14 protein-coding genes are annotated in these 18,770 nt (G+C 74.7%); 1 reads left to right on the forward strand and 13 read right to left on the reverse strand.

The window, feature by feature from the left end; genetic code table 11:
* Position 1: 1 nt before the first annotated feature.
* From ACQKM2_RS28665 to ACQKM2_RS28725, 13 genes are all read right to left on the reverse strand, one after another.
* A complete protein-coding gene (locus tag ACQKM2_RS28665; protein ID WP_427714751.1) occupies positions 2 to 1,330 on the reverse strand; it encodes a vWA domain-containing protein in 1,329 nt (442 codons plus the stop codon).
* Positions 1,331 to 1,371: 41 nt separating this feature from the next.
* On the reverse strand, positions 1,372 to 2,631 hold the full coding sequence (locus tag ACQKM2_RS28670) for a PP2C family protein-serine/threonine phosphatase (protein WP_427714753.1): 1,260 nt from the start codon (positions 2,629 to 2,631) through the stop codon (positions 1,372 to 1,374).
* 471 nt (positions 2,632 to 3,102) lie between these two features.
* Complete coding sequence (locus ACQKM2_RS28675; RefSeq protein ID WP_427714772.1) at positions 3,103 to 5,895, reverse strand: tetratricopeptide repeat protein; 2,793 nt, start codon at positions 5,893 to 5,895, stop codon at positions 3,103 to 3,105.
* A gap of 5 nt (positions 5,896 to 5,900) precedes the next feature.
* The gene (locus tag ACQKM2_RS28680; protein ID WP_427714774.1) at positions 5,901 to 7,160 is read right to left on the reverse strand and encodes a hypothetical protein; all 1,260 of its coding nucleotides are present in this window, start codon (positions 7,158 to 7,160) and stop codon (positions 5,901 to 5,903) included.
* A 113-nt stretch (positions 7,161 to 7,273) separates the two neighbouring features.
* Complete coding sequence (locus ACQKM2_RS28685; RefSeq protein WP_427714754.1) at positions 7,274 to 8,275, reverse strand: glutamate ABC transporter substrate-binding protein; 1,002 nt, start codon at positions 8,273 to 8,275, stop codon at positions 7,274 to 7,276.
* A gap of 5 nt (positions 8,276 to 8,280) precedes the next feature.
* Positions 8,281 to 9,687, reverse strand: coding sequence for a hypothetical protein (locus ACQKM2_RS28690; protein ID WP_427714756.1), 1,407 nt, complete (start codon positions 9,685 to 9,687; stop codon positions 8,281 to 8,283).
* A gap of 224 nt (positions 9,688 to 9,911) precedes the next feature.
* Entirely contained in the window at positions 9,912 to 10,901 is a 990-nt protein-coding gene (locus ACQKM2_RS28695) for an N-acetylglucosamine kinase (RefSeq protein WP_427714758.1), read from the reverse strand.
* Positions 10,892 to 12,157, reverse strand: a complete 1,266-nt coding sequence (locus ACQKM2_RS28700) for a 6-phospho-beta-glucosidase (protein WP_427714759.1) — start codon at positions 12,155 to 12,157, stop codon at positions 10,892 to 10,894. The genes ACQKM2_RS28695 and ACQKM2_RS28700 overlap by 10 nt, the downstream gene beginning before the upstream one ends.
* Positions 12,158 to 12,162: 5 nt before the next feature.
* On the reverse strand, positions 12,163 to 13,002 hold the full coding sequence (locus ACQKM2_RS28705; RefSeq protein ID WP_427714761.1) for a carbohydrate ABC transporter permease: 840 nt from the start codon (positions 13,000 to 13,002) through the stop codon (positions 12,163 to 12,165).
* 1 nt (position 13,003) lies between these two features.
* A complete protein-coding gene (locus ACQKM2_RS28710) occupies positions 13,004 to 13,966 on the reverse strand; it encodes a carbohydrate ABC transporter permease (protein WP_427714763.1) in 963 nt (320 codons plus the stop codon).
* Positions 13,967 to 13,971: 5 nt separating this feature from the next.
* Positions 13,972 to 15,306 carry an ABC transporter substrate-binding protein gene (locus tag ACQKM2_RS28715; RefSeq protein ID WP_427714764.1) on the reverse strand — a complete coding sequence of 445 codons (1,335 nt, stop codon included), beginning with the start codon at positions 15,304 to 15,306 and terminating at the stop codon, positions 13,972 to 13,974.
* A 68-nt stretch (positions 15,307 to 15,374) separates the two neighbouring features.
* Entirely contained in the window at positions 15,375 to 16,592 is a 1,218-nt protein-coding gene (locus tag ACQKM2_RS28720; protein WP_427714765.1) for an ROK family transcriptional regulator, read from the reverse strand.
* A 121-nt stretch (positions 16,593 to 16,713) separates the two neighbouring features.
* Entirely contained in the window at positions 16,714 to 17,793 is a 1,080-nt protein-coding gene (locus ACQKM2_RS28725) for a mechanosensitive ion channel family protein (RefSeq protein WP_427714766.1), read from the reverse strand.
* A gap of 278 nt (positions 17,794 to 18,071) precedes the next feature.
* Between ACQKM2_RS28725 and ACQKM2_RS28730 the strand changes: the two genes are divergently transcribed.
* Positions 18,072 to 18,626 (forward strand): HNH endonuclease, encoded by a 555-nt coding sequence (locus ACQKM2_RS28730; protein WP_427714767.1) that lies wholly within the window; start codon positions 18,072 to 18,074, stop codon positions 18,624 to 18,626.
* Positions 18,627 to 18,770: the final 144 nt, after the last annotated feature.

Below are 18,770 nucleotides of genomic sequence, written 5' to 3' on the forward strand. Positions count from 1 at the left end.
CTCAGGTCTTCTTCACTCGGACGGTCTGCGTCGAACGCGTTTCAAGGGTCATCTCGTCGGCATCGGCGACCTTCGCCTTCAGCCGCACAGTACCCGCCGCCGCGTCCACGACATCCACCACCTTCGAGAGCAGTTTGGCGGTGTCGGCGTTCCCGGAGGCGCTCGCCAACTGCACGGCACGGCCCAGCTTCGCCGTCGCACCGTCGACATCGCCCATTTTGCGGGCTTCCAGGCCCTGCTGGATAGCCTCCGCGAGTTCCGCCTGTCCCGTGTAGTGCGCCACCTGGGGGCTGATGGCCGTCGACGCCGCGAGGTCGTCCGTCCACACCGCCCGGACCAGTCCCTGCGCGAGCGGGGGCCGGGGCCCGCCGTCCACTCCCGGCAGCACCAGCGAGGCGCGGGCGGCCAGCATCTCCTGGCCCACGGCGGCCCCCGGCACCCGGACGCACACGTGGTACTCGCGGGACTCGTCGCCCCACGAGCCGGTCGGGTAGTCCCCGGCGCGCGGGCCCGCCTCGGTGCGGCGGCCGGTCAGGTCGTGGACGGACGGCGAGACCTGCTTGACGTACTGGACCTCCGCGCCGACCGGGGTCCACAGGCGCAGCGCGACGTCCGCGACCTCCTTGCGCATGGCCTGCTCCATCATGCGCGTGAAGTCCTCGGCGAGGTGGGCCGGATCGGCGACGATGTCGGCGGAGCCGAGCAGCGCCCTCGCGATGCCGGTGACCTCCTTCACCTCCCAGTCCGTACCCACCCCGCGGGCGTCGCAGGTGAAGCGGCCGGCGCAGGCGTCGAGGGTGGCGCGCAGCACGGCCGGGTCCTCGTGCTCGTTGCGGCCGTCGGTGAGCAGGATGCCGTGCCGGATCGTCGCCGGGGTGCGGCGCAGCAGGCCGTCGGCGAGCCGCAGCCAGGTCCCGATGGCCGTGCCGCCGCCCGACCGCAGGCCGCGCAGCGCCTCCTTGGCCTGGGCGCGGGTGGCGGGCCCGGCGGTGGCGAGGCCGCCCTGGCCGGGGTAGACCTCCCGGGCCTCGTGCGTCCCGGCGATCACGGCGAACGCGGTGCCGTCGCGCAGGGTGTCGATCGCGGCGGCGGTGGCCTCGCGGGCGCCCCGCATCTTGTCCGGCGGGTACTCCATGGAGCCGGAGCAGTCCACCATGATCACGACGGCGGCGTCCTGGCCGCCGGGCACGTGCGCGGCGGTGGCCGTGGCTCCGCCGGTGGAGGTGACCGTCACGATGGCGTGCACGTCCCGTCCGCCCTCGGGCAGGAACTCGTTCTGGTACACCTCCACGCTGAAGCGGGGTGCGCTCGGCTTGGCGAAGTTCGCCATCGGTCGGTCTCCTCCTCCGGGCCGGCTGGGGTGGCGGATGGTCAGGCCCGGGGGCGGGCCTGCGGTTCCGCTTCGGGTTCCGCTTCGCTCTGGGCGTGGGGCTGCGCCGGGCCCGCGAAGGGCACGACGGCGACGGTGATGTTGTCGTGTCCGCCCCCGTCCAGGGCGTGCCCGACCAGGACCTGCGCGCTGTGCAGCGGCCGGTCGGCGGCGTCCGCGGGCAGGACCTGCGCCATCTCCTGCGCGGACTCGGCGTAGTTCCACAGGCCGTCCGTGCAGACGACCACCACGCCGGGGTGGTCCGGTCTGAAGCTGGCGGTGTGCGGTTCGAGGTCGTACGCGTCGGCCCCGAGCCAGCCGGTGATGGCGTGGGCCCGGACGTCGGCGTAGGCCTCGGCCTCGCCCATCAGGCCCGCCGCGACCATCTGCGCGGCCCAGGAGTCGTCCTCGGTGAGCCGCCGGGCCAGGGCCGCGCGGTCGTCCGGCACCCAGTAGGCGCGGCTGTCGCCGACCCAGCCGATGGTGAGCACGCCGCCGCTGACGACGGCTCCGACCAGCGTGCAGGCGGGGGCGTTCTGCGCGCCGGGGGCCGGCGGGGCGAGCGCGGCGACGGCGGCGGCCGCCGCGAGGATCGCCCCGTGCATGGCCGCCACCGGGTCGGCGCCGCGCGGAAGGGCGTCCAGGAGCGCCTCGTTGGCTGCGCCGGCGGCCGCGGCCGAGGCCTCGTCGGGGCGGCTGGCGGAGGAGACGCCGTCGCAGACGATGGCGACGGTCGCGGCGGATCCGTCGGGCAGGGCGGTGGCCGAGACGGCGAAGGAGTCCTCGTTGCGGTGGTGGCGCAGGCCGCGGTCGCTGACGGCGGCGACGCTGCAGAGCTCCTCCTCCAGGTGGTCCCGCTCGCGGGGCTGCGCGTGGCCGCAGTGCTCGCAGTACCCGTCGGTGTCCACGTGCCCGGCGCGGCAGGCGACGCAGGTCCGGCCCTCGCCCTGCGGGGCGGCGGCGTGCGCCTCCCCGGTGCCGGTGCCCTGCGGGGCGTACGGGTCTTCGTGCGGGCCGTCGGGGCCGTCGGGGCCGGGGGCGGCGGAGGCCCAGGGGGCGTCCGGGCCCTCGCCCTCCCAGCCGGGCGCGGGCACGCCGTACCCGGCCGGGGCCCCGCCGTAGCCGGGGACGGAGTACGCGGCCCCGGCCGGGACGGCGGCGGGGGAGGGCTGGCCGCCGGGCGCGGCCGAGCCCGCCGGGGCGCCGTACCCGGGCTCCCACCCGGGCGCCGTCACGGCAGCCGCGGCCGGTGCGGGCGGCACGGCAGGATGTGCCGGGGCCGGGGCCGGGGCCGGGGCCGGGGCCGGGGCCGGGGCCGGGGGCGCGGCCGACGGGACCGGCGGGACGGCCGGAGGTGCCGGGGGTGCGGCCGTACGAGCAGACGGCGCGGCCGGGGGCACCGGCGGGCCGGCCGGGGGCACCGGCGGGCCGGCCGGGGGCACCGGCGGGACGGCCGGAGGTGCCGGAGGGACCGGCGGGACGGCTGCAGGAGCCGACGGCGCGGCCAGAGGTGCTGGGGGTGCGGCCGGAGGTGCCGGCGGGGTGCCGGCCGGGGGTTCGTGGCCGGCCCGGCCCGCCGTGCCCGCGGTCGGGGTGACCGGGAGGGTCGGGGTGGGGTCCGCGTCCGGGGGCGCGGCGGAGAGGGCGTATCCGCACACGCCGCAGAAACGGTCACCCTCCTCCAGGGGCTCCGCGCAGCTGGGGCAGCCCGACAGCCGATGCATCGACATCACTCACACCCACGTCCGGGGACGGAAACGGTTTGCCCGTTCCACCAGTTCGATCCGCTCCTCGCCCCGCTGCGCCAGCCGGGCGAGGACACGGTAGGAGCGTTCCAGGCCGAAGCGCAGCCCCCGCTCGTCCAGTTGACTGCCGAGCAGCGAGGTCCGGCCGGGGTCGGCACCCCGGCTACCCGACAGTACCCAGTCCAGGGCGGAGCCCAGAACCTCCGTCGCCAGCCGCTCCTGCCGCTCCGGATCCAGGCCGAACCGCCGCAGCGCCTCCACCTGGCCCGAAGCCGCCACGAGGTCGGCCAGCAGCTCCTCGTCCGGGGACCGGTCGCGCAGGCGTGCCCGTACCGCCGCCACCCGTGCGGCGGTGTAGTGGATCGACGCCTCCGGTACGGATTCCAGGGTGCGCACCGCCGCGTCCCGGTCCCCGGCGGCCAGTTGGACCCGGGCCAGCCCGAAGGCCGCGCTCACGAAGCCCGGGTCGGTGATCCAGACGAGCCGGTAGTACTCGGCGGCGTTGTCCAGCTGGCCCAGGACCTCGGCGCACAGCCCGAGCGCCAGCTTCGGCGCCGGCTCGCCCGGGAAGGCGTCGTAGACGGCGTCGAAGGACAGGGCCGCTATCTCGTCGTCCCCGGTGGCCAGGGAGGCGATCCCGCGTGCCCACACCACCCGCCAGTCGTCCGGATGGCGGGCCTCCAGCTCGGCCAGGGCCTCGCCGGCCACGGCCAGTTCGCCCAGTTCGAGCCGGGCGCGCAGCTCCCGCAGCCGCAGCTCGGCGGAGTCGGCCGGGGCCGCGGCCAGGGCGCCGAGCAGGTCGGCGGGAGCGGAGGCGAGGAGTCCGGCGAGGAACCCGGCATTGGGGTCGGTCGGGTCCACCAGCGGCACCGGCAGCGCGAGCGCGGTGTCACGGGCGTCGAGCACCGCCAGGCCGGCCGCCGCCGGTACGGGCGTACGCGGCACCGGGAGCGGCCCGAACGCCTGCGCGGGCGCCGCGGCGGCGTGCCGCGGCCCGGGCACCGGGGCCCCGGCGATGTGCGTGGCGGTGGTCCCGAGCGAGGGCAACGCCCCGCCCCCGACGGGCGCAATGGGCACGGCGGCGACCCCGGACGCACCGGCGACCTCGGCCGCACCGGCCGCAGCCGGGTTCACGGCCCCCGCGCCCACGGCGGCGGCACCGCCGCCGGAGCCGGCCGCCGCGCCCTCCGCCGCGCCCCCCGCCTCGGCCTCCGCGCCGCCGGAGCGCCGCCCGAACAGGCCTCCGCCCCGCCGGGAGGCCACCGGCCGCACGCCCAGCCGGGACACCTCCGCCCCCGCCGCGTCCTCGTACAACTCAGTGTCCGGAACCCGCAGTTCCGGCCCGAACAGGGTCGACAGCCACGGCCGCGGCCGGCCCGTCTGCAGCGCCACGACCTCCCGCAGCACGCCCGTCAGCTGGTCGGCCATCTCCTGCGCCGACGCGAACCGCCGCCCCGGATCCGGATCCGTCGCCCGCACCAGCAGCCGGTAGAAGGACTCGTACCGCTGGAACACCTCGATGTGCTCCGGATCCGGCAGCGAGTCCACGAACACGTTCGTGTAGCCCTGGAAGTCGAAGGTCAGCACCGCCAGCGTGCGCGCCACCGTGTACAGGTCCGAGGCCACCGAGGGCCCCAGCTCCGCCACCTCCGGCGCCTGGTAGCCCACCGTGCCGTAGATGGCCGACTCCTCGTCGTCCATCCGCCGCACCGCACCCATGTCGATCAGCTTCAGCTGGTCCTGCTGCTGGATCGCGTTGTCGACCTTGAAGTCGCAGTACAGCAGGTTCCGGCTGTGCAGGTGTCCGAGCGCCTCCAGGGCCTCGATCCCGTACGCGCACGCCTGCTCCACCGGCAGCGGATCGCGCCGCCCGTCCGGCCGCCGCCGCTCGTTGGCGATCTCCTTCAGCGACTTGCCGCCCACGTACTCCATGACGATGTACCCGTCCAGCGAACCCGTCCGCTGGTCCAGGTGCTCCACGAAGTTGTAGATCCGCACGATGTTCGAGTGCTCGATCTCCGCGAGGAAGCGCCGCTCGGAGATCGCCGCCTCCATCGCGTCCTGGTCCCCGGTGTCGAGCAGGCCCTTGAGCACCACCCACCGGTCCGACACCGCCCGGTCCACCGCCAGGTAGACCCAGCCGAGCCCGCCGTGCGCGAGACAGCCCGCCACCTCGTACTGGCCGTGCACCACGTCCCCGGCGCGCAGCTTCGGCACGAACGAGTACGGGTGCCCGCACTTGGTGCAGAAGCCCTCCGTGCGCCCCGGCCGGTCCCCGCGCGCCCGGCCCACCGGCGCGCCGCAGTCCGAGCGCGAGCAGAACCGCTTGCGCTCCGGCACCTCCGGGTTCTCCAGCACCGCCGCCGAAGGGTCCGGACGCGGCACCTCCGGGACGCTGACCAGCCCCGCGCCCAGCCGGCTGCGCCCCGACGAGGACGCCGACGAGCCCGAACTGCGCACCGACACCGACCGGGTGGACACCGAACCGGGCAGCGCCCGCGACAGCCGCCCCGACACCGAACGCCGCGAGGACGAGGACCGCGAGGACCGCGACGAACGCGCCGACGCCGAGGAGCGCCCCGAACCGCGCGAACCCGCCGAACCCCGCGAGTCCCCCAGCCGGGCGGCGCTCGTCATCCCCGTCGGCGGCGACACCAGCTCCTCCGCGCCCGCCGCGACCGCTCCCACCGGAGCGAGCCCGCAGGTGTCGCAGTACACCTCGCCGCCGCCCATGTCCTCGTACGACCCCGGGCAGCCCGGACGAAGGCAGGGCGATCCGATCAGGCTCATGCCTCCTCCTCCCCCGGCCGTCCGGGCCGGTGGTCCTGCGGCGCCAGCGCCTCCGCCGTCGCCTGCTGGTAGCGCCACACCGCCTGCTCGGCGGCCCGCAGGTCGCAGGGCGCGCTCCACAGCATCCGCCGGGCCGCGTCGTACCGCTCGATCAGCAGCGGGTCCTCCGCCAGGCCGTGCCGGGCCGCCTTCGCCTTGTACGCGTCGAGCCGCCCGCGCAGCTCGGCCCGGACCGCCAGCGGCGCCGTCACCGCTGTCAACGATTCACGGGCCCGCCGCAGTTCCTCCTCGGCCCGGTCCTCCAGCGCGTCGAGCAGCGGGGACAGCCGGTGCCACTGCGACTGCCGCCGGTACTCGGCCGCCGCCGCCAGCTGCTCCTGCAGGACCGTCGGCGGACCGCTGACCGCCGGCACCTCCGACGCCGCGATCTTCGCCAGCACCTCCCCGCGCGCCGTCCGCGCCTCCGCCAGGGTCCGGTCCGCCCGCGACAGCAGGTCCCGCACCGCGATCAGCCGCTGCTCCGCGTCCTGCCGCACCGTCAGGACCGCCTCGACCTCACGGCGTACGTCGTCCAGCGCGCGCGCCGCCCGGTCGTAGCGGGCGGTGTCCGGACGGCCCCCGCCCGGGGCGGAACTCCCCGCCACCGCCACCCAGAAGGCCAGCGGGTCCGCGATCACCGACGCCCGCAGCTCCGCCAGCTCGGCGGTGATCTCCTCCAGGTCGTCCCCCGAGGGGTGCTCGCCCGGCCGCACCCCCACCGAGTGCGCCAGCGAACGCGTCCGGTGCAGCTCGGCGGCGAGCAGGTCGATCCGCGCGGGCAGCGCCGACCACACCGCGTCCGCGGCGACCACCACGTCCAGGGAGGCCGCGTACAGCTCGTTCATCCGGGACACCAGCTCGGCCAGCGAGAAGCGCTCCGCCAGCGCCACGCCCTCCGCGCCGGCCCCGGCGATCGTCACCCCCGGTCCGCGCAGCCGCTCCGTCAGCTCCGCCAGGTCCTCCCGGCTCGGCCAGCGGCGCCGCTCGCGGATCTCCCGGGCCGCTGCCAGCGCCCCGCTGTACGCGTCGAAGTACGTCCACAGCCGGGTCACCGCCGCGTCCGCGGAGGCCCACCGCTCCTTGGTGACCCCGCTCAGCGCGGCGCCCTCCAGCAGCCGCCGGCCCGCGTGGTCCTGCAGCGCGAGCAGGGACGTCTCCACGGCCTCGTGCTCCGCACCCAGACGGGCCAGCGCACGGTCCACGTCGTCCCGGTCCATCACCGCGGCCCCCGCCCCGGGCCGCCCCGCCGCACGGAAGCCGCCCGCCCGGTCCCCGCCCGCATGAAGTCCGCCCCACTCGCTCACGTACCGCTCCGAATCCGCCATGGGCCTCAGCCGTCCCGGTACTTGGGCGCCGGAGGCACGCTCGCCTTCGGCAGGACGTCCTCGAAGTGCTTGCGGTACGAGGTCGCCCACGGGCTCTGGTCACCGCCCGCCCGGTAGTTCTCCAGCACCTTGTTCACCCGGCGCACCAGGTCGGAGGCGTCCTTGTTCATCGCCACCCCGTAGAACTCGCGGGTGAACGGCGCCCCGACCAGCTGCACCGACGGGTCCTGCGCCGCCTGCCCGGCGGCCAGCGCGTTGTCCGTGATGATCCCGTCCACCTCGCCCAGCTGGAGCCGCACCAGGCAGTCCAGCTGGTTCGCCACCGACACCCCGACCGACCCGTACGACTGGGACTTCAGGGCCGCCTCCGCCGTGGAACCGGCCGCCGTGCAGATCCGGCGGCCCTTCAGCGAGGCGTCGTAGCCGGTGATCGGCGAACCCTTGGGGGCCAGCACCTGCTGGCCCGCCTCGAAGTAGGCCGTCGAGAACGCGACGTCCTCCAGCCGCTTGCAGTTGATCGTCATGGTCCGCACCACGATGTCGACCCGGCCCTCCTGGAGCGCCGGGACGCGCTGACTGGTCGGGATCGCCCGGTAGATGACCAGGTCCTCGTTGCCCAGGATGTCCTTCGCTATCGCCTTGACCAGGTCGATGTCGAAACCGTCCAGGTGGCCGTCCGGATTGCGGTAGCCCCACTTGAAGCTGTTCTGGTCCACGCCCGCCACGAGCTTGCCCGCCTTGCGGATCCGCTCGATCGCCGGGCCGTCCAGCCCCGACGGACGCAGACTGGCTTCCGGATCCTGGCAGGTGTCGGCCGGCGCGTACGGGACCACCGCGATCGAAGCCGGATCGTGGACCACGCCGGAACCGCCGGACGGCGAGGACCCGGCCAGCGGCAGCAGCACCGCCGCGGCCGTCACCGCGCAGGCCGCGGCCATCGCGCTCACCCCGCCCCAGCCGCGCAGCCGGCCCGCCGCACGCCGCACCCGTGTGCCTCGTATCCGCATCGATCTCACCTGTACTCCGAAAGCCTGCGGCCGATGCCGAGGAGGGCCGCCGCCGCGCCGGCGACCGCCAGCACCGCCGAGCCCGTCACCAGCCCGCCCAGCGCGCCGAGCCCGTCCCGGGCGGCCACGGTGAACTGCTTCTGCTCATGGGCCACGGCCCGCTCCAGGGAGGCGTCCACCGTGTCGAACGAGGCCCCGCTGCTGTCCTTGTGCTTCGCGTCCCCGATGACCTGCGGCAGGGCCTGCTCGTAGTCGCCCTTCATGTCGGCGTCCCGGGCCGCCGCGTGCCGCTGCTTCCACTGCGCCACGCCCTCGACGGCCTTCGAGACCGGCTCCCGGCCGCTCGCGTCGTCGGCCAGCCGCAGCGCCCGTGCCAGCCCGGCGTCGAGCTGCTTCATGTTCTTCTCGTAGTCCACGTCGTACTTGTCGGACTTCTTGTCCTCGGCCAGTACGGCACCCCGCGCGATCAGCGTCAGGTTCTCGTTCGCCCGCGCCTGGAGCGAGGCGATCCGCGCGTCGTTGAGCACCTTCAGGGACTCCTGGCCGTCGGCCCGGGCCTCGCCCAGCCCCGCCCGCGCGACCGACTGCCCCACCGTCAGCCACAGCAGCACCACCGACGCGGCGGCCGTCGCCGCCAGCAGCCCGTGGTTGAAGACCCGGTTGGTACGACGGTAGTTCCGCCGCTGCGCCCACACCAGGGCGCCCAGCGCGAGCACGCCCGCGCCCGTCGCCGCCACCGGCCAGGACCGGGCCTCGTCGTAGTCCGTGTACAGCCGGCCCGTCTCCGCCTCGTAGAGCCGCTGCGCCGCCGGCAGCAGCACCGTGCTCATCTGCTCGTTCGCGTAGCGCAGGTAGGCGCCGCCCAGCGGCAGGCCCTGCCGGTTCGTGGCGCGGGCCTGCTCGATCAGACCGGTGTACCGGGGCAGCTGCTCGCCGAGCAGCGCGATCTCCTTGCGGGACTCCCCGCCGGCCCCGGTGTTCGCGGCCGCGCTCACCAGCAGCCGGGAGGCGTTCGCGATGTCCTTCTCGTAGCGCTGGCGGACCTCCCGGGGCTCCTGGGCACCCGCGAGGAAACCGCTGGAGGAGGCCGTGTCGGCGTCGGCGAGGGAGCGGTAGATGCTCGCGGCGTCCGCGCTCAGCGGCTGGCTGCGGCCCACCACGTCCTCCGCGGCGGTGGCCCGGCCGGACACCTCCCACACCGCGACCGCGCCGAACAGCACGACCAGGGCGGCCAGCACCGCGCCGATGATCCGCAGCCGGCCCGGCTCGGTCGTCGCCGCGGCGCGCACCCGCTCCACGCCCTCGGCCCAGGCGGTACTGCGCCCCGGCGGCGCGGACGGTCTCCCAGCCGGCCCGGCGGGCGTCCCGGAGGTACCGCCCCCGGGCGCGGACGCGCGTGTCGTGATGGCCACCGTGACCTCCCCCTCGGTCCCTCTGCTCCGCAGCAGTATGGCCGTAGCGGCGCCCGACCACAGCACCCGGTGCCCGATCTTGGACGATCCCCCTTCCGGACCCCCTCCCGGACCTCCGGCCGCCGCCCCCGGCTCCTGCCCCCGGCCGTTCCCCCGTCACCCTTCACCGTCAATACGCCGCAGCGGCCCCCGTGGTTCCGCAGGTGCGCGCCGGCGGCCCGGGTTCACTCGAACCGGGCACGCAGCCTCGCCATCGCCGCGGGCGGCGCGCCCAGCGCGTCCAGGCCCAGCAGGGCCGCACCCAGCACCGGCGCGGCCGTGACCACCGAGAGCCGGGCCAGGGGGGCGCGGGCGGCCAGCAGTTCCCCGATCCGGCCGTTCAGCCCCGGGTGCCGGGCCGCGAGCACACCGCCGCCCAGCAGCACCGGCGCCTCCCGCTCCAGCAGGCCGAGCCGCTCCAGCGCCACCGACGCCAGCGCCACCACCTCCTCGGCCTGCCGCTCCACCAGCGCCGCCGCCACCGCGTCGCCCGCCCCCGCCACCGCGAACAGCACCGGCACCAGCTCGTGCAGCCGCCCCCGGTCCAGCCCGCCCAGGTGCAGCGCCTCGATCAGCGCCGCCATCGAAGCCAGCCCGAAGTGCCCCGGCAGCGCCGCCGCCAGGGCCGTGGGCCCGCCCCGTCCGTCCTCGGCGCGGGCCGCCCACCACAGGGCCTCCTGGGCCAGGCCGCCCCCGCCGCCCCAGTCCCCGGAGATCTGCCCGAGGGCGGCGAAGCGGGCGGTCCGCCCGTCGGGCAGCATGCCCACGCAGTTGATGCCCGCCCCGCAGACCACGGCGACCCCGAGCGGGCCGTCCGCACCCGCCCGCAGGATCGCGAAGGTGTCGTTGCGCACCTCGGTGGCCGCGCCCCAGCCCCGCGCCGCCACCGCCTCGGTGAGCCGGCGCTCCTCCACCGGCAGGTCGGCGTTGGCCAGACAGGCCGAGACCCGGGCCGCGCGCGGCACCCCGGGCAGCCCGGCGGCCGCCGCCGCCCCGGCGACGGCCTCCGCGAGGACGTCCACGGCCGCCTCCACACCGGTCACGGGCGGCTGGAAGCCCCCGGCGCGCCCGGTGCCGAGGACCGTGCCGTCGGCGGCGACCAGCGCGGCGTCGGTCTTGCTGTTGCCCGCGTCGATCGCGACGACGGCGCAGGCGGGCGGGACGGCTACGCCCACGGCAGGTGCTCCTTGTTGTGCGCGAGGAGCCGGTCGGCGAGCCCCTCGGCGAGGTCGTACTGTCCGACGAGCGGATGGGCCAGCAGGGCCTTGAAGACCCGCTCGCGCCCGCCGCGCAGGGCCGCGTCCAGGGCGAGGTCCTCGTACGCGGCGACGTGCGCGACCAGCCCGGCGTACAGGGGGTCGAGCCGGGGCGCGGGCAGCGGTACCGGGCCGTTGCCGTCGACCCGCGCCTGCACCTCGATCACGGCGTCGTCCGCCAGGAACGGCAGCGTGCCGCCGTTGCGGGCGTTGACCACCTGGACGGACGGCCCGCCGCCGCCCAGCAGGGCCGCCGCGAGGTCCACGGCGGCCTCGGAGTAGAAGGCCCCGCCCCGCTTGGCCAGCAGCGCGGGCTTCTCGTCGAGCGCGGGGTCGGCGTACAGGGCGAGGAGCTCCCGCTCCATCGCGGCGACCTCGGCGGCCCGCGAGGGCTTCTCGCCGAGTTCCCGGACCACCTCGTCGTGGGCGTAGAAGTAGCGCAGGTAGTACGAGGGCACCGCGCCGAGCCGGTCCAGCAGCGCCCGCGGCAGGTGCAGGTCGGCGGCGACGGCGTCCCCGTGCTCGGCCAGCAGCCGCGGCAGCACGTCGGTGCCGTCCGGGCCGCCGAGCCGGACCCCGAGTTCCCAGGTCAGGTGGTTGAGGCCGACGTGGTCGAGGTGGACCTCGGCGGGCGCCACGTCCAGCAGCCGCGCGAACTTGCGCTGGAAGCCGATGGCGACGTTGCACAGCCCGACGGCCTTGTGCCCGGCCTGGAGCAGGGCCCGGGTGACGATCCCGACCGGGTTGGTGAAGTCGATGATCCAGGCGTCGGGGGCGGCCCGGCGGACCCGTTCGGCGATGTCGAGGACCACCGGTACGGTCCGCAGGGCCTTGGCGAGCCCGCCGGCACCGGTGGTCTCCTGGCCGACGCAGCCGCACTCCAGCGGCCACGTCTCGTCCTGGAGCCGGGCCGCCTGCCCGCCGACGCGCAGCTGCAGCAGCACCGCGTCGGCGCCGGCGACGCCCGCGTCCAGGTCGGAGGTGGTGGTGACGCGCCCCGGGTGGCCCTGCCGGGCGAAGATCCGCCGGGCCAGGCCGCCGACCAGCTCAAGCCGTTCGGCGGCCGGGTCGACCAGCACGAGTTCGCTGACGGGCAGGGTGTCGCGCAGCCGTGCGAAACCGTCGGCCAGTTCGGGCGTGTAGGTGGAACCGCCGCCCACCACTGCGAGTTTCATCGGGATCAGCCTTTCAATCCGGTCAGGGTGACTCCCTCGACGAACGCCTTCTGGGCGAAGAAGAAGAGGACGATCACCGGGGCCATGACGAGCACCGTCGCCGCCATGGTCAGGTTCCAGTTGGTGTGGTGCGCCCCCTTGAAGGACTCCAGGCCGTAGCTGAGGGTCCAGGCGGCCGGGTTGTCGGAGGCGTAGATCTGCGGGCCGAAGTAGTCGTTCCAGGCGTAGAAGAACTGGAACAGGGCGACGGCCGCGATGCCCGGCTTCGCCATGGGCAGGACGACGCGCAGCAGGGTGCGGACCTCGCCGCAGCCGTCGACGCGGGCCGCGTCGAGGTACTCGTCGGGGATGGTCAGCAGGAACTGCCGCAGCAGGAAGATCGCGAACGCGTCGCCGAAGGCCAGGGGCACGATCAGCGGCCACAGGGTGCCGGACAGGTCGAGCTGCTTCGCCCAGAAGAGGTACATGGGGATGACGACCACCTGCGGCGGCAGCATCATCGTGGCGATCACCAGGAGCAGCGCGAGCCGCCGTCCGCGGAAGCGGAACTTGGCGAGGGCGTAGGCGACGGGCACCGAGGACACCACGGTCAGCACGGTCCCGAGCCCCGCGTACAGCAGGGTGTTGCGCCACCAGGTCAGGAAGCCGGGGGTGTGCCAGACCTGCGCGTAGTTGCCCCATTCCCAGGTGCGCGGCCACAGCTCGCGGGTCAGTGCCTGCTGGTCGCTCATCAGCGAGGTGAGGAGGAGGAAGACGAAGGGGAGGACGAAGAACAGGGCGGCGGCGACGGCCAGGGAGTGCACCCCGACCCAGTGGAGCACGGCCTTGCGGCGGTGTGCGCGCATGTCAGTCACCCGTTCCGATCAGTCCGCCCCGGCGGCGCATCAGGAGCGCGGTGAAGGCCATGGAGAGGGCGAACAGCACCAGGGCCAGGACGCAGGCGGAGCCGTAGTCGAAGCGCTGGAAGCCGAGGTGGTAGACGGTCTGGGGGAGGGTCAGCGTGGACCTGCCGGGGTAGCCCGGCTCGGTCTGCTGGCCGGAGCCGCCGATGATCCCGGCGGCGGCCTTCGAGGCGACCGTCGGCTGCGTGTAGTACTGCATGGCCTGGATGACCCCGGTGACCACGGCGAACAGCACGACGGGGGAGATGTTCGGCAGGGTGATGTGCCGGAAGCGGGCCCAGGCCCCGGCGCCGTCCAGCTCGGCGGCCTCGTACTGCTCCTTCGGTACGTCGAGCAGCGCGGCCATGAAGATCACCATCAGGTCGCCGGTGCCCCACACCGCGAGGGCGGTGAGCGCGGGCTTGGACCAGCCGGCGTCGGTGAACCAGCCGGGCGCGGGCAGCCCGGCGGCGTCCAGCAGGGTGTTGACCGGGCCGGTGCCGGGGTTGAGGAGGAAGACGAAGGCGAGGGTCGCGGCCACCGGCGGGGCCAGGTAGGGCAGGTAGAACAGGGTCCGGAAGAGCCCGGCACCGGTCTTGACCTTGGTGACGAGCAGTCCGACGCCGAGGCCGAAGACGACCCGGCAGCTCACCATGACCACGACCAGCCACAGGGTGTTGCGCATGGCCGGCCAGAAGAGCGGATAGTCGGTGAAGACGTAGCTCCAGTTGTCCAGGCCGTTGAAGACCGGGGGCCGGAAGCCGTCGTAGCGGGTGAAGGAGAAGTAGACGGTGGACAGCAGCGGGTAGGCGAAGAAGACGGCGGAGCCGATCAGCCAGGGCGACAGGAAGGCGAGGGTCCGCAGGGCGGAGCGCCGGTGCCTGGCCCGCAGGGCGGGGGTGTGCGGGGTGTCCGCGGCCGGGGTCATCGGGGCTACTCGGCCTTCGCGATGTCCGTGTCGATCTGCCGGTCGGTCTTGGCGAGCCCGGCGGCGAGGTCGGGGACGTCGCCCTTCTCGACGGCGTACGCGAAGTCCTGGAAGGTCAGCTGGTAGGCGCCGCCGTCGGCCCGGGCGGGGGTGGTGTTCGACTTCGCGTGCCGGGCGATGTCGAGGAACGTCTTCGACTCGGGGGTCACCCGGAGCTGCGGCGACTGCAGCGCGGCCAGCGTGGACGGGATGTTGTGGATGGCGTTGGCGAAGGCGACGACGGCCTCGGTGTCGGTGGTCATGTACCGCACCAGCTCCCAGGCGGCGTTCTGCTTCCGGCTCGCGGAGGAGATGCCCATGACGGTGCCGGAGAGGTAGCCCTTGCCGTAGTCGGCCCGCTGGTCGTCGGGCACGGGCAGCGGGGCGGTGCCGATCTCGAAGGGGACGCCGGCTTCCTTGGCCATGGCCGGGCGCCACTCGCCGTCGATCTGCATGGCGACGAGTCCCTTGTGGAAGGGGTGTTCGGCGCTCCACTCGTCTCCGAATCCCGCGCGGAAGCGTTCCAGCTTCTCGTAGCCGCCGAGCTTGGCCACCAGGTCCTTCTGGGCGGTCAGCATCTTCGCGAAGGCCGGGTCGCCGGCCAGGTTCGCCTTGCCGTCGGCGGTGAAGTAGGTGGGGCTCCACTGGGCGACGAGGCGCTGCGGGGTGGTCTCGTAGCCGTGGAAGGTGGGCATCACGCCCAGCTGTTCGTACGAATCGCCCTTGGGCTTGGTGAGCTTCTGCGCGACCTCGGCGAACTCGCTCCACGTCACGGGCGCTTCGGTGATCCCGGCGGCGGCGAACGCGGTCTTGTTGTAGACGAGGCCGTAGGCGTCGTGCAGCAGCGGCAGGGTGCACTGGTTGCCCTTGTAGCGCGTGTACTCCAGCAGGGTCGCGGGGAAGACCTTCGCCCCGTCGACCCCGGACTTCGCCATGAAGGGGTTCAGGTCGGCGAAGGCGCCGGAGTTGCAGAACTTGCCGACGCTGTCGGTGGCGAAGGAGGAGACGACGTCGGGGGCCTTGTCCCCGCCCGCGCGCAGCGCCTGGTTGATCTTGTCGTCGGTCATGTTGCCGGTGGCTTTGACCTTGATGTTCGGGTGGGCCTTCTCGAAGCGGTCGATGCTGTCCTGGATCGCCTTGACCTCGGAGGGGGCGGACCAGCCGTGCCAGAAGGCGATGGTGACGTCGGCCTTCGGGTCGTCGCCGGCGCCGGCGCCGTTCTGGCCGGTGCAGGAGGTGGCGAGTACGGATATGGCGGCAAGGGCGGCCGCGGTGGTGGTCAGGCGTGCGGCTCGGGGCATGGCGGGGCTCGCTCTCTGGGGGAGAACTGGATGAGGGGTGGGGGGTACGGGGGCTACGGGTGTCGGCGTCAGCGGGAGGTGTCGAAGACTTCCTCGCGGGTGGCGGCCAGGGCGCTCTCCAGCGCGCCGCGCAGCACGGGCCGCTCGCGCACCTCGCCGGTGACCAGCCGCGGCCGGGAGGGGGCCAGTTCGGCGAGCTCGTCCTCCAGCAGGGTGCGCAGCGGGTCGCCGCCCGCGGTGATCAGGGCGCCCGACAGGACCACGATCTCCGGGTCCAGTACGGCGACCAGCGAGGCGAGACCGGTGGCGAGCGCGGTGGCGTAGGACCGGAGGAAGGCCAGGCGGGCGCCCTCCGGTTCGGCGGCGGCCCGCCGCAGCAGCTCGGTCCCGGCGGCCACCTGCGCGGCGTGCGGGGCGCCCGGGGCGGAGCCGGAGCCGGGGCCGAGTCCGGCCGAGGCGGCGAGCGCGGGCAGCACCTGTACGCCGGCCAGCTCCTGGTAGCCGCCGGTGTTGGCCCGGGTGACCTGGCGGACCAGGGGGTGGCCGGGCACGGGCAGGAAGCCCACCTCGCCCGCGCCGCCCGTCCAGCCGCGGTGCAGCCGGCCGCCGAGGACGAGGGCGGCGCCGAGGCCCTCCTCGTTCCACAGCAGGACGAAGTCCTCGTGGCCGCGGGCCGCGCCGAGGCGGTGCTCGGCGACCGCGGCGAGGTTGACGTCGTTCTCGTACTCGACCGGCAGGGGCAGGGCCGCGGCCAGCTCGTCGAGGAGGGTGGGGGAGTGCCAGCCGGGGAGGTGGCTGGCGTAGCGCAGCCGTCCGGTGCGCGGGTCGAAGGCGCCGGGGGTGGCGATGACCAGGCGGTGCAGGTCGGACAGGGTCAGCCCGGCGTCCTCCAGGGCTCCGCCGAGGGCCCGGGTGACCTGGCCGACGGCGTCGGCGCCCTCGGTGTAGGGGAGCTCGAAGCGGCCGACCACGGTGCCGGCCAGGTCGGCGACGGCGGCGAGCACCCGGTCGGGGGTCACGTCGAGGCCGCCGACGTGGGCGGCGCGGGCGTTGAGCGCGTACAGCTGGGCGTTCGGGCCGGGGCGGCCGCCGTCGGTGCCGGTGGCGACGACGAGCCCGGCGGCCTCCAGGCGGGCGAGCAGCTGGGAGGCGGTGGGCTTCGACAGCCCGGTGAGGTGCCCGATCCGGGTCCGGGACAGGGGGCCGTGCGTCAGCAGCAGCTCCAGGGCGGCGCGGTCGTTCATGGCGCGCAGCAGGCTGGGCGTTCCCGGGGTGGCGGCGGGCATGGCGGGTTCCCTCCCTCACCGAGGAGACTGTTAGTTAAGTTTCCTATTGGCTTCGGAGGCCTGTCAATGCCGCTGCCCCGCCGGAACGGACCGGCGGGGCAGCGTACGGCGTGGGCGGGGGCTACTTGGGCAGCCGGACCCCCGGCGCGGGCGCGGGCGCCGGCGCGGTCGGTATCGGGGCGGTGGCCAGGGACTGCGGGGAGGCCGGATTGGCCAGCGCGGACGGCGCCGCGACGGCCGCCGCCGGGTCGGCAGGGACCTCGTCCTCGCCCGGGGCCGGCGCGCCGCCGATGATCCGGATGCCCGCCGCGTCGAACGCGTCCTTGATCCGCCAGCGCAGCTCGCGCTCCACCGCGAACTGCTGGCCCGGCATGGTCTTCGCCGACACCTTCACCGTCATGGAGGCCAGCAGCACCTCGTCCAGGCCCAGCACCTCCACCGGGCCCCACAGGCGCTCGTCCCACGGGGTCTCCTTCGCCAGGGTGTCCGCGACCCCCTGGACCACCTCGCGGATGTGCGCCAGGTTCTCCGTCGGCTTGACCTGCACGGCCACGCCCGCCGTCGCCCAGCCCTGGCTCAGGTTCCCGATGCGCTTGATCTCGCCGTTGCGGACGTACCAGATCTCACCGTTGTCGCCGCGCAGCTTGGTCACGCGCAGGCCGACCTCGATGACCTCGCCGGAGGCCACCCCGGCGTCGATCTTGTCGCCCACGCCGTACTGGTCCTCCATGATCATGAACACGCCGGAGAGGAAGTCCGTCACCAGGTTGCGGGCACCGAAACCGATCGCCACACCGGCCACACCGGCACTCGCCAGCAGCGGACCCAGGTCGATCTTCAGCGCCGCCAGCACCATCAGCGCGGCCGTACCCAGGATCAGGAACGAGGACACCGAACGCAGCACGGAGCCGATCGCCTCCGACCGCTGGCGGCGCCGCTCGGCATTGACCAGCAGCCCGCCCAGCGCCGTGCCCTCCACGGCCTCCGCGCTGGTGTTCATCCGGCTTATCAGCTTCGTCAGGGCCTTGCGGACCACGCTGCGCAGCGCCACCGCGATCACGATGATCAGCAGGATCCGCAGTCCGATGCTCAGCCAGGTGGCCCAGTTCTCCTCGACGAAGCTCGCGGCGTTCGTCACGCTCTCGGCGGCGTCGTCGGTGGTGGACGCGGCCTGCGGCAGCAGGGTGGCGGGCGAGGGCACGGCGGGAACCTCCAGGGCATAGCGGTCCGCCCGCGGAACGGTCGTACGGTCGTGCTGGCTGTGCGGGCAGGCCATCCACACTAACGGGGCGCGGGACCGACCTCGTTGCGTTGTTCGAGGGAGAGACCGGACTCACCTGGGGATGAAAGGGAGTGTGGTTGAAAACACCCCGGGCCCGTTACCGGCGCGTGGTGGCGCTTCGACCAGCCGTAAGGGGAGACTGAGAGCAGATCGTCCCGGCGCGAGCCACGCGCCGCCGGCGTACAAGGAGGCAGTCCGTGCCGCACGTCCTGGTCCTCAACGCGTCGTACGAGCCCCTCGGCGTCGTACCGCTCCGCCGCGCGCTCGTCCTCGTCCTGGAGAACAAGGCAATCTCCCTGGAGGAATCGGGCGCCTTCCTGCACAGCGCGACACGAGCCGTCCCCGCGCCCAGCGTGGTCAGGCTCAAGCGCTTCGTGCGGGTCCCCTACCGGGGGCCCGTTCCACTCACCCGCCGCGCGCTGTTCGCCCGCGACGGCGGCCGCTGCATGTACTGCGGGGCCGTCGCCACGAGCGTGGACCACGTGATCCCGCGCAGCCGCGGGGGCCAGCACGTCTGGGACAACGTGGTCGCCGCATGCCGGCGGTGCAACCACGTGAAGGCGGACCGGCACCTGCTGGAACTCGGCTGGCGGCTGCGCCACCAGCCGGCTCCGCCGTCGGGGTTGGCGTGGCGGATCATCGGCACGGGGCACCGGGATCCGCGCTGGATGCCGTACCTCCAGCCGTACGGGGCGCAGGACGCGCTGGAGCGCATCGGGGTCCCGACCCCTGCGGCGGCGGCCGCCTCCTGACGGCCCGCTGCGCGGGGCCGTCCCCTACCCGCCCTTCGCCCGTTCCCCGGGGCTGCGCCTCGGACCCCCTGGGGGCTCCGCCCCCAGACCCCCGCGCCTCAAACGCCGGCGGGGCTGGATGGTGCCGGCGGGGCTGGGATTGTC

Origin of the sequence: Streptomyces sp. NPDC004126 (genome assembly GCF_050275515.1) — a bacterium.
GTDB lineage: Bacteria > Actinomycetota > Actinomycetes > Streptomycetales > Streptomycetaceae > Streptomyces.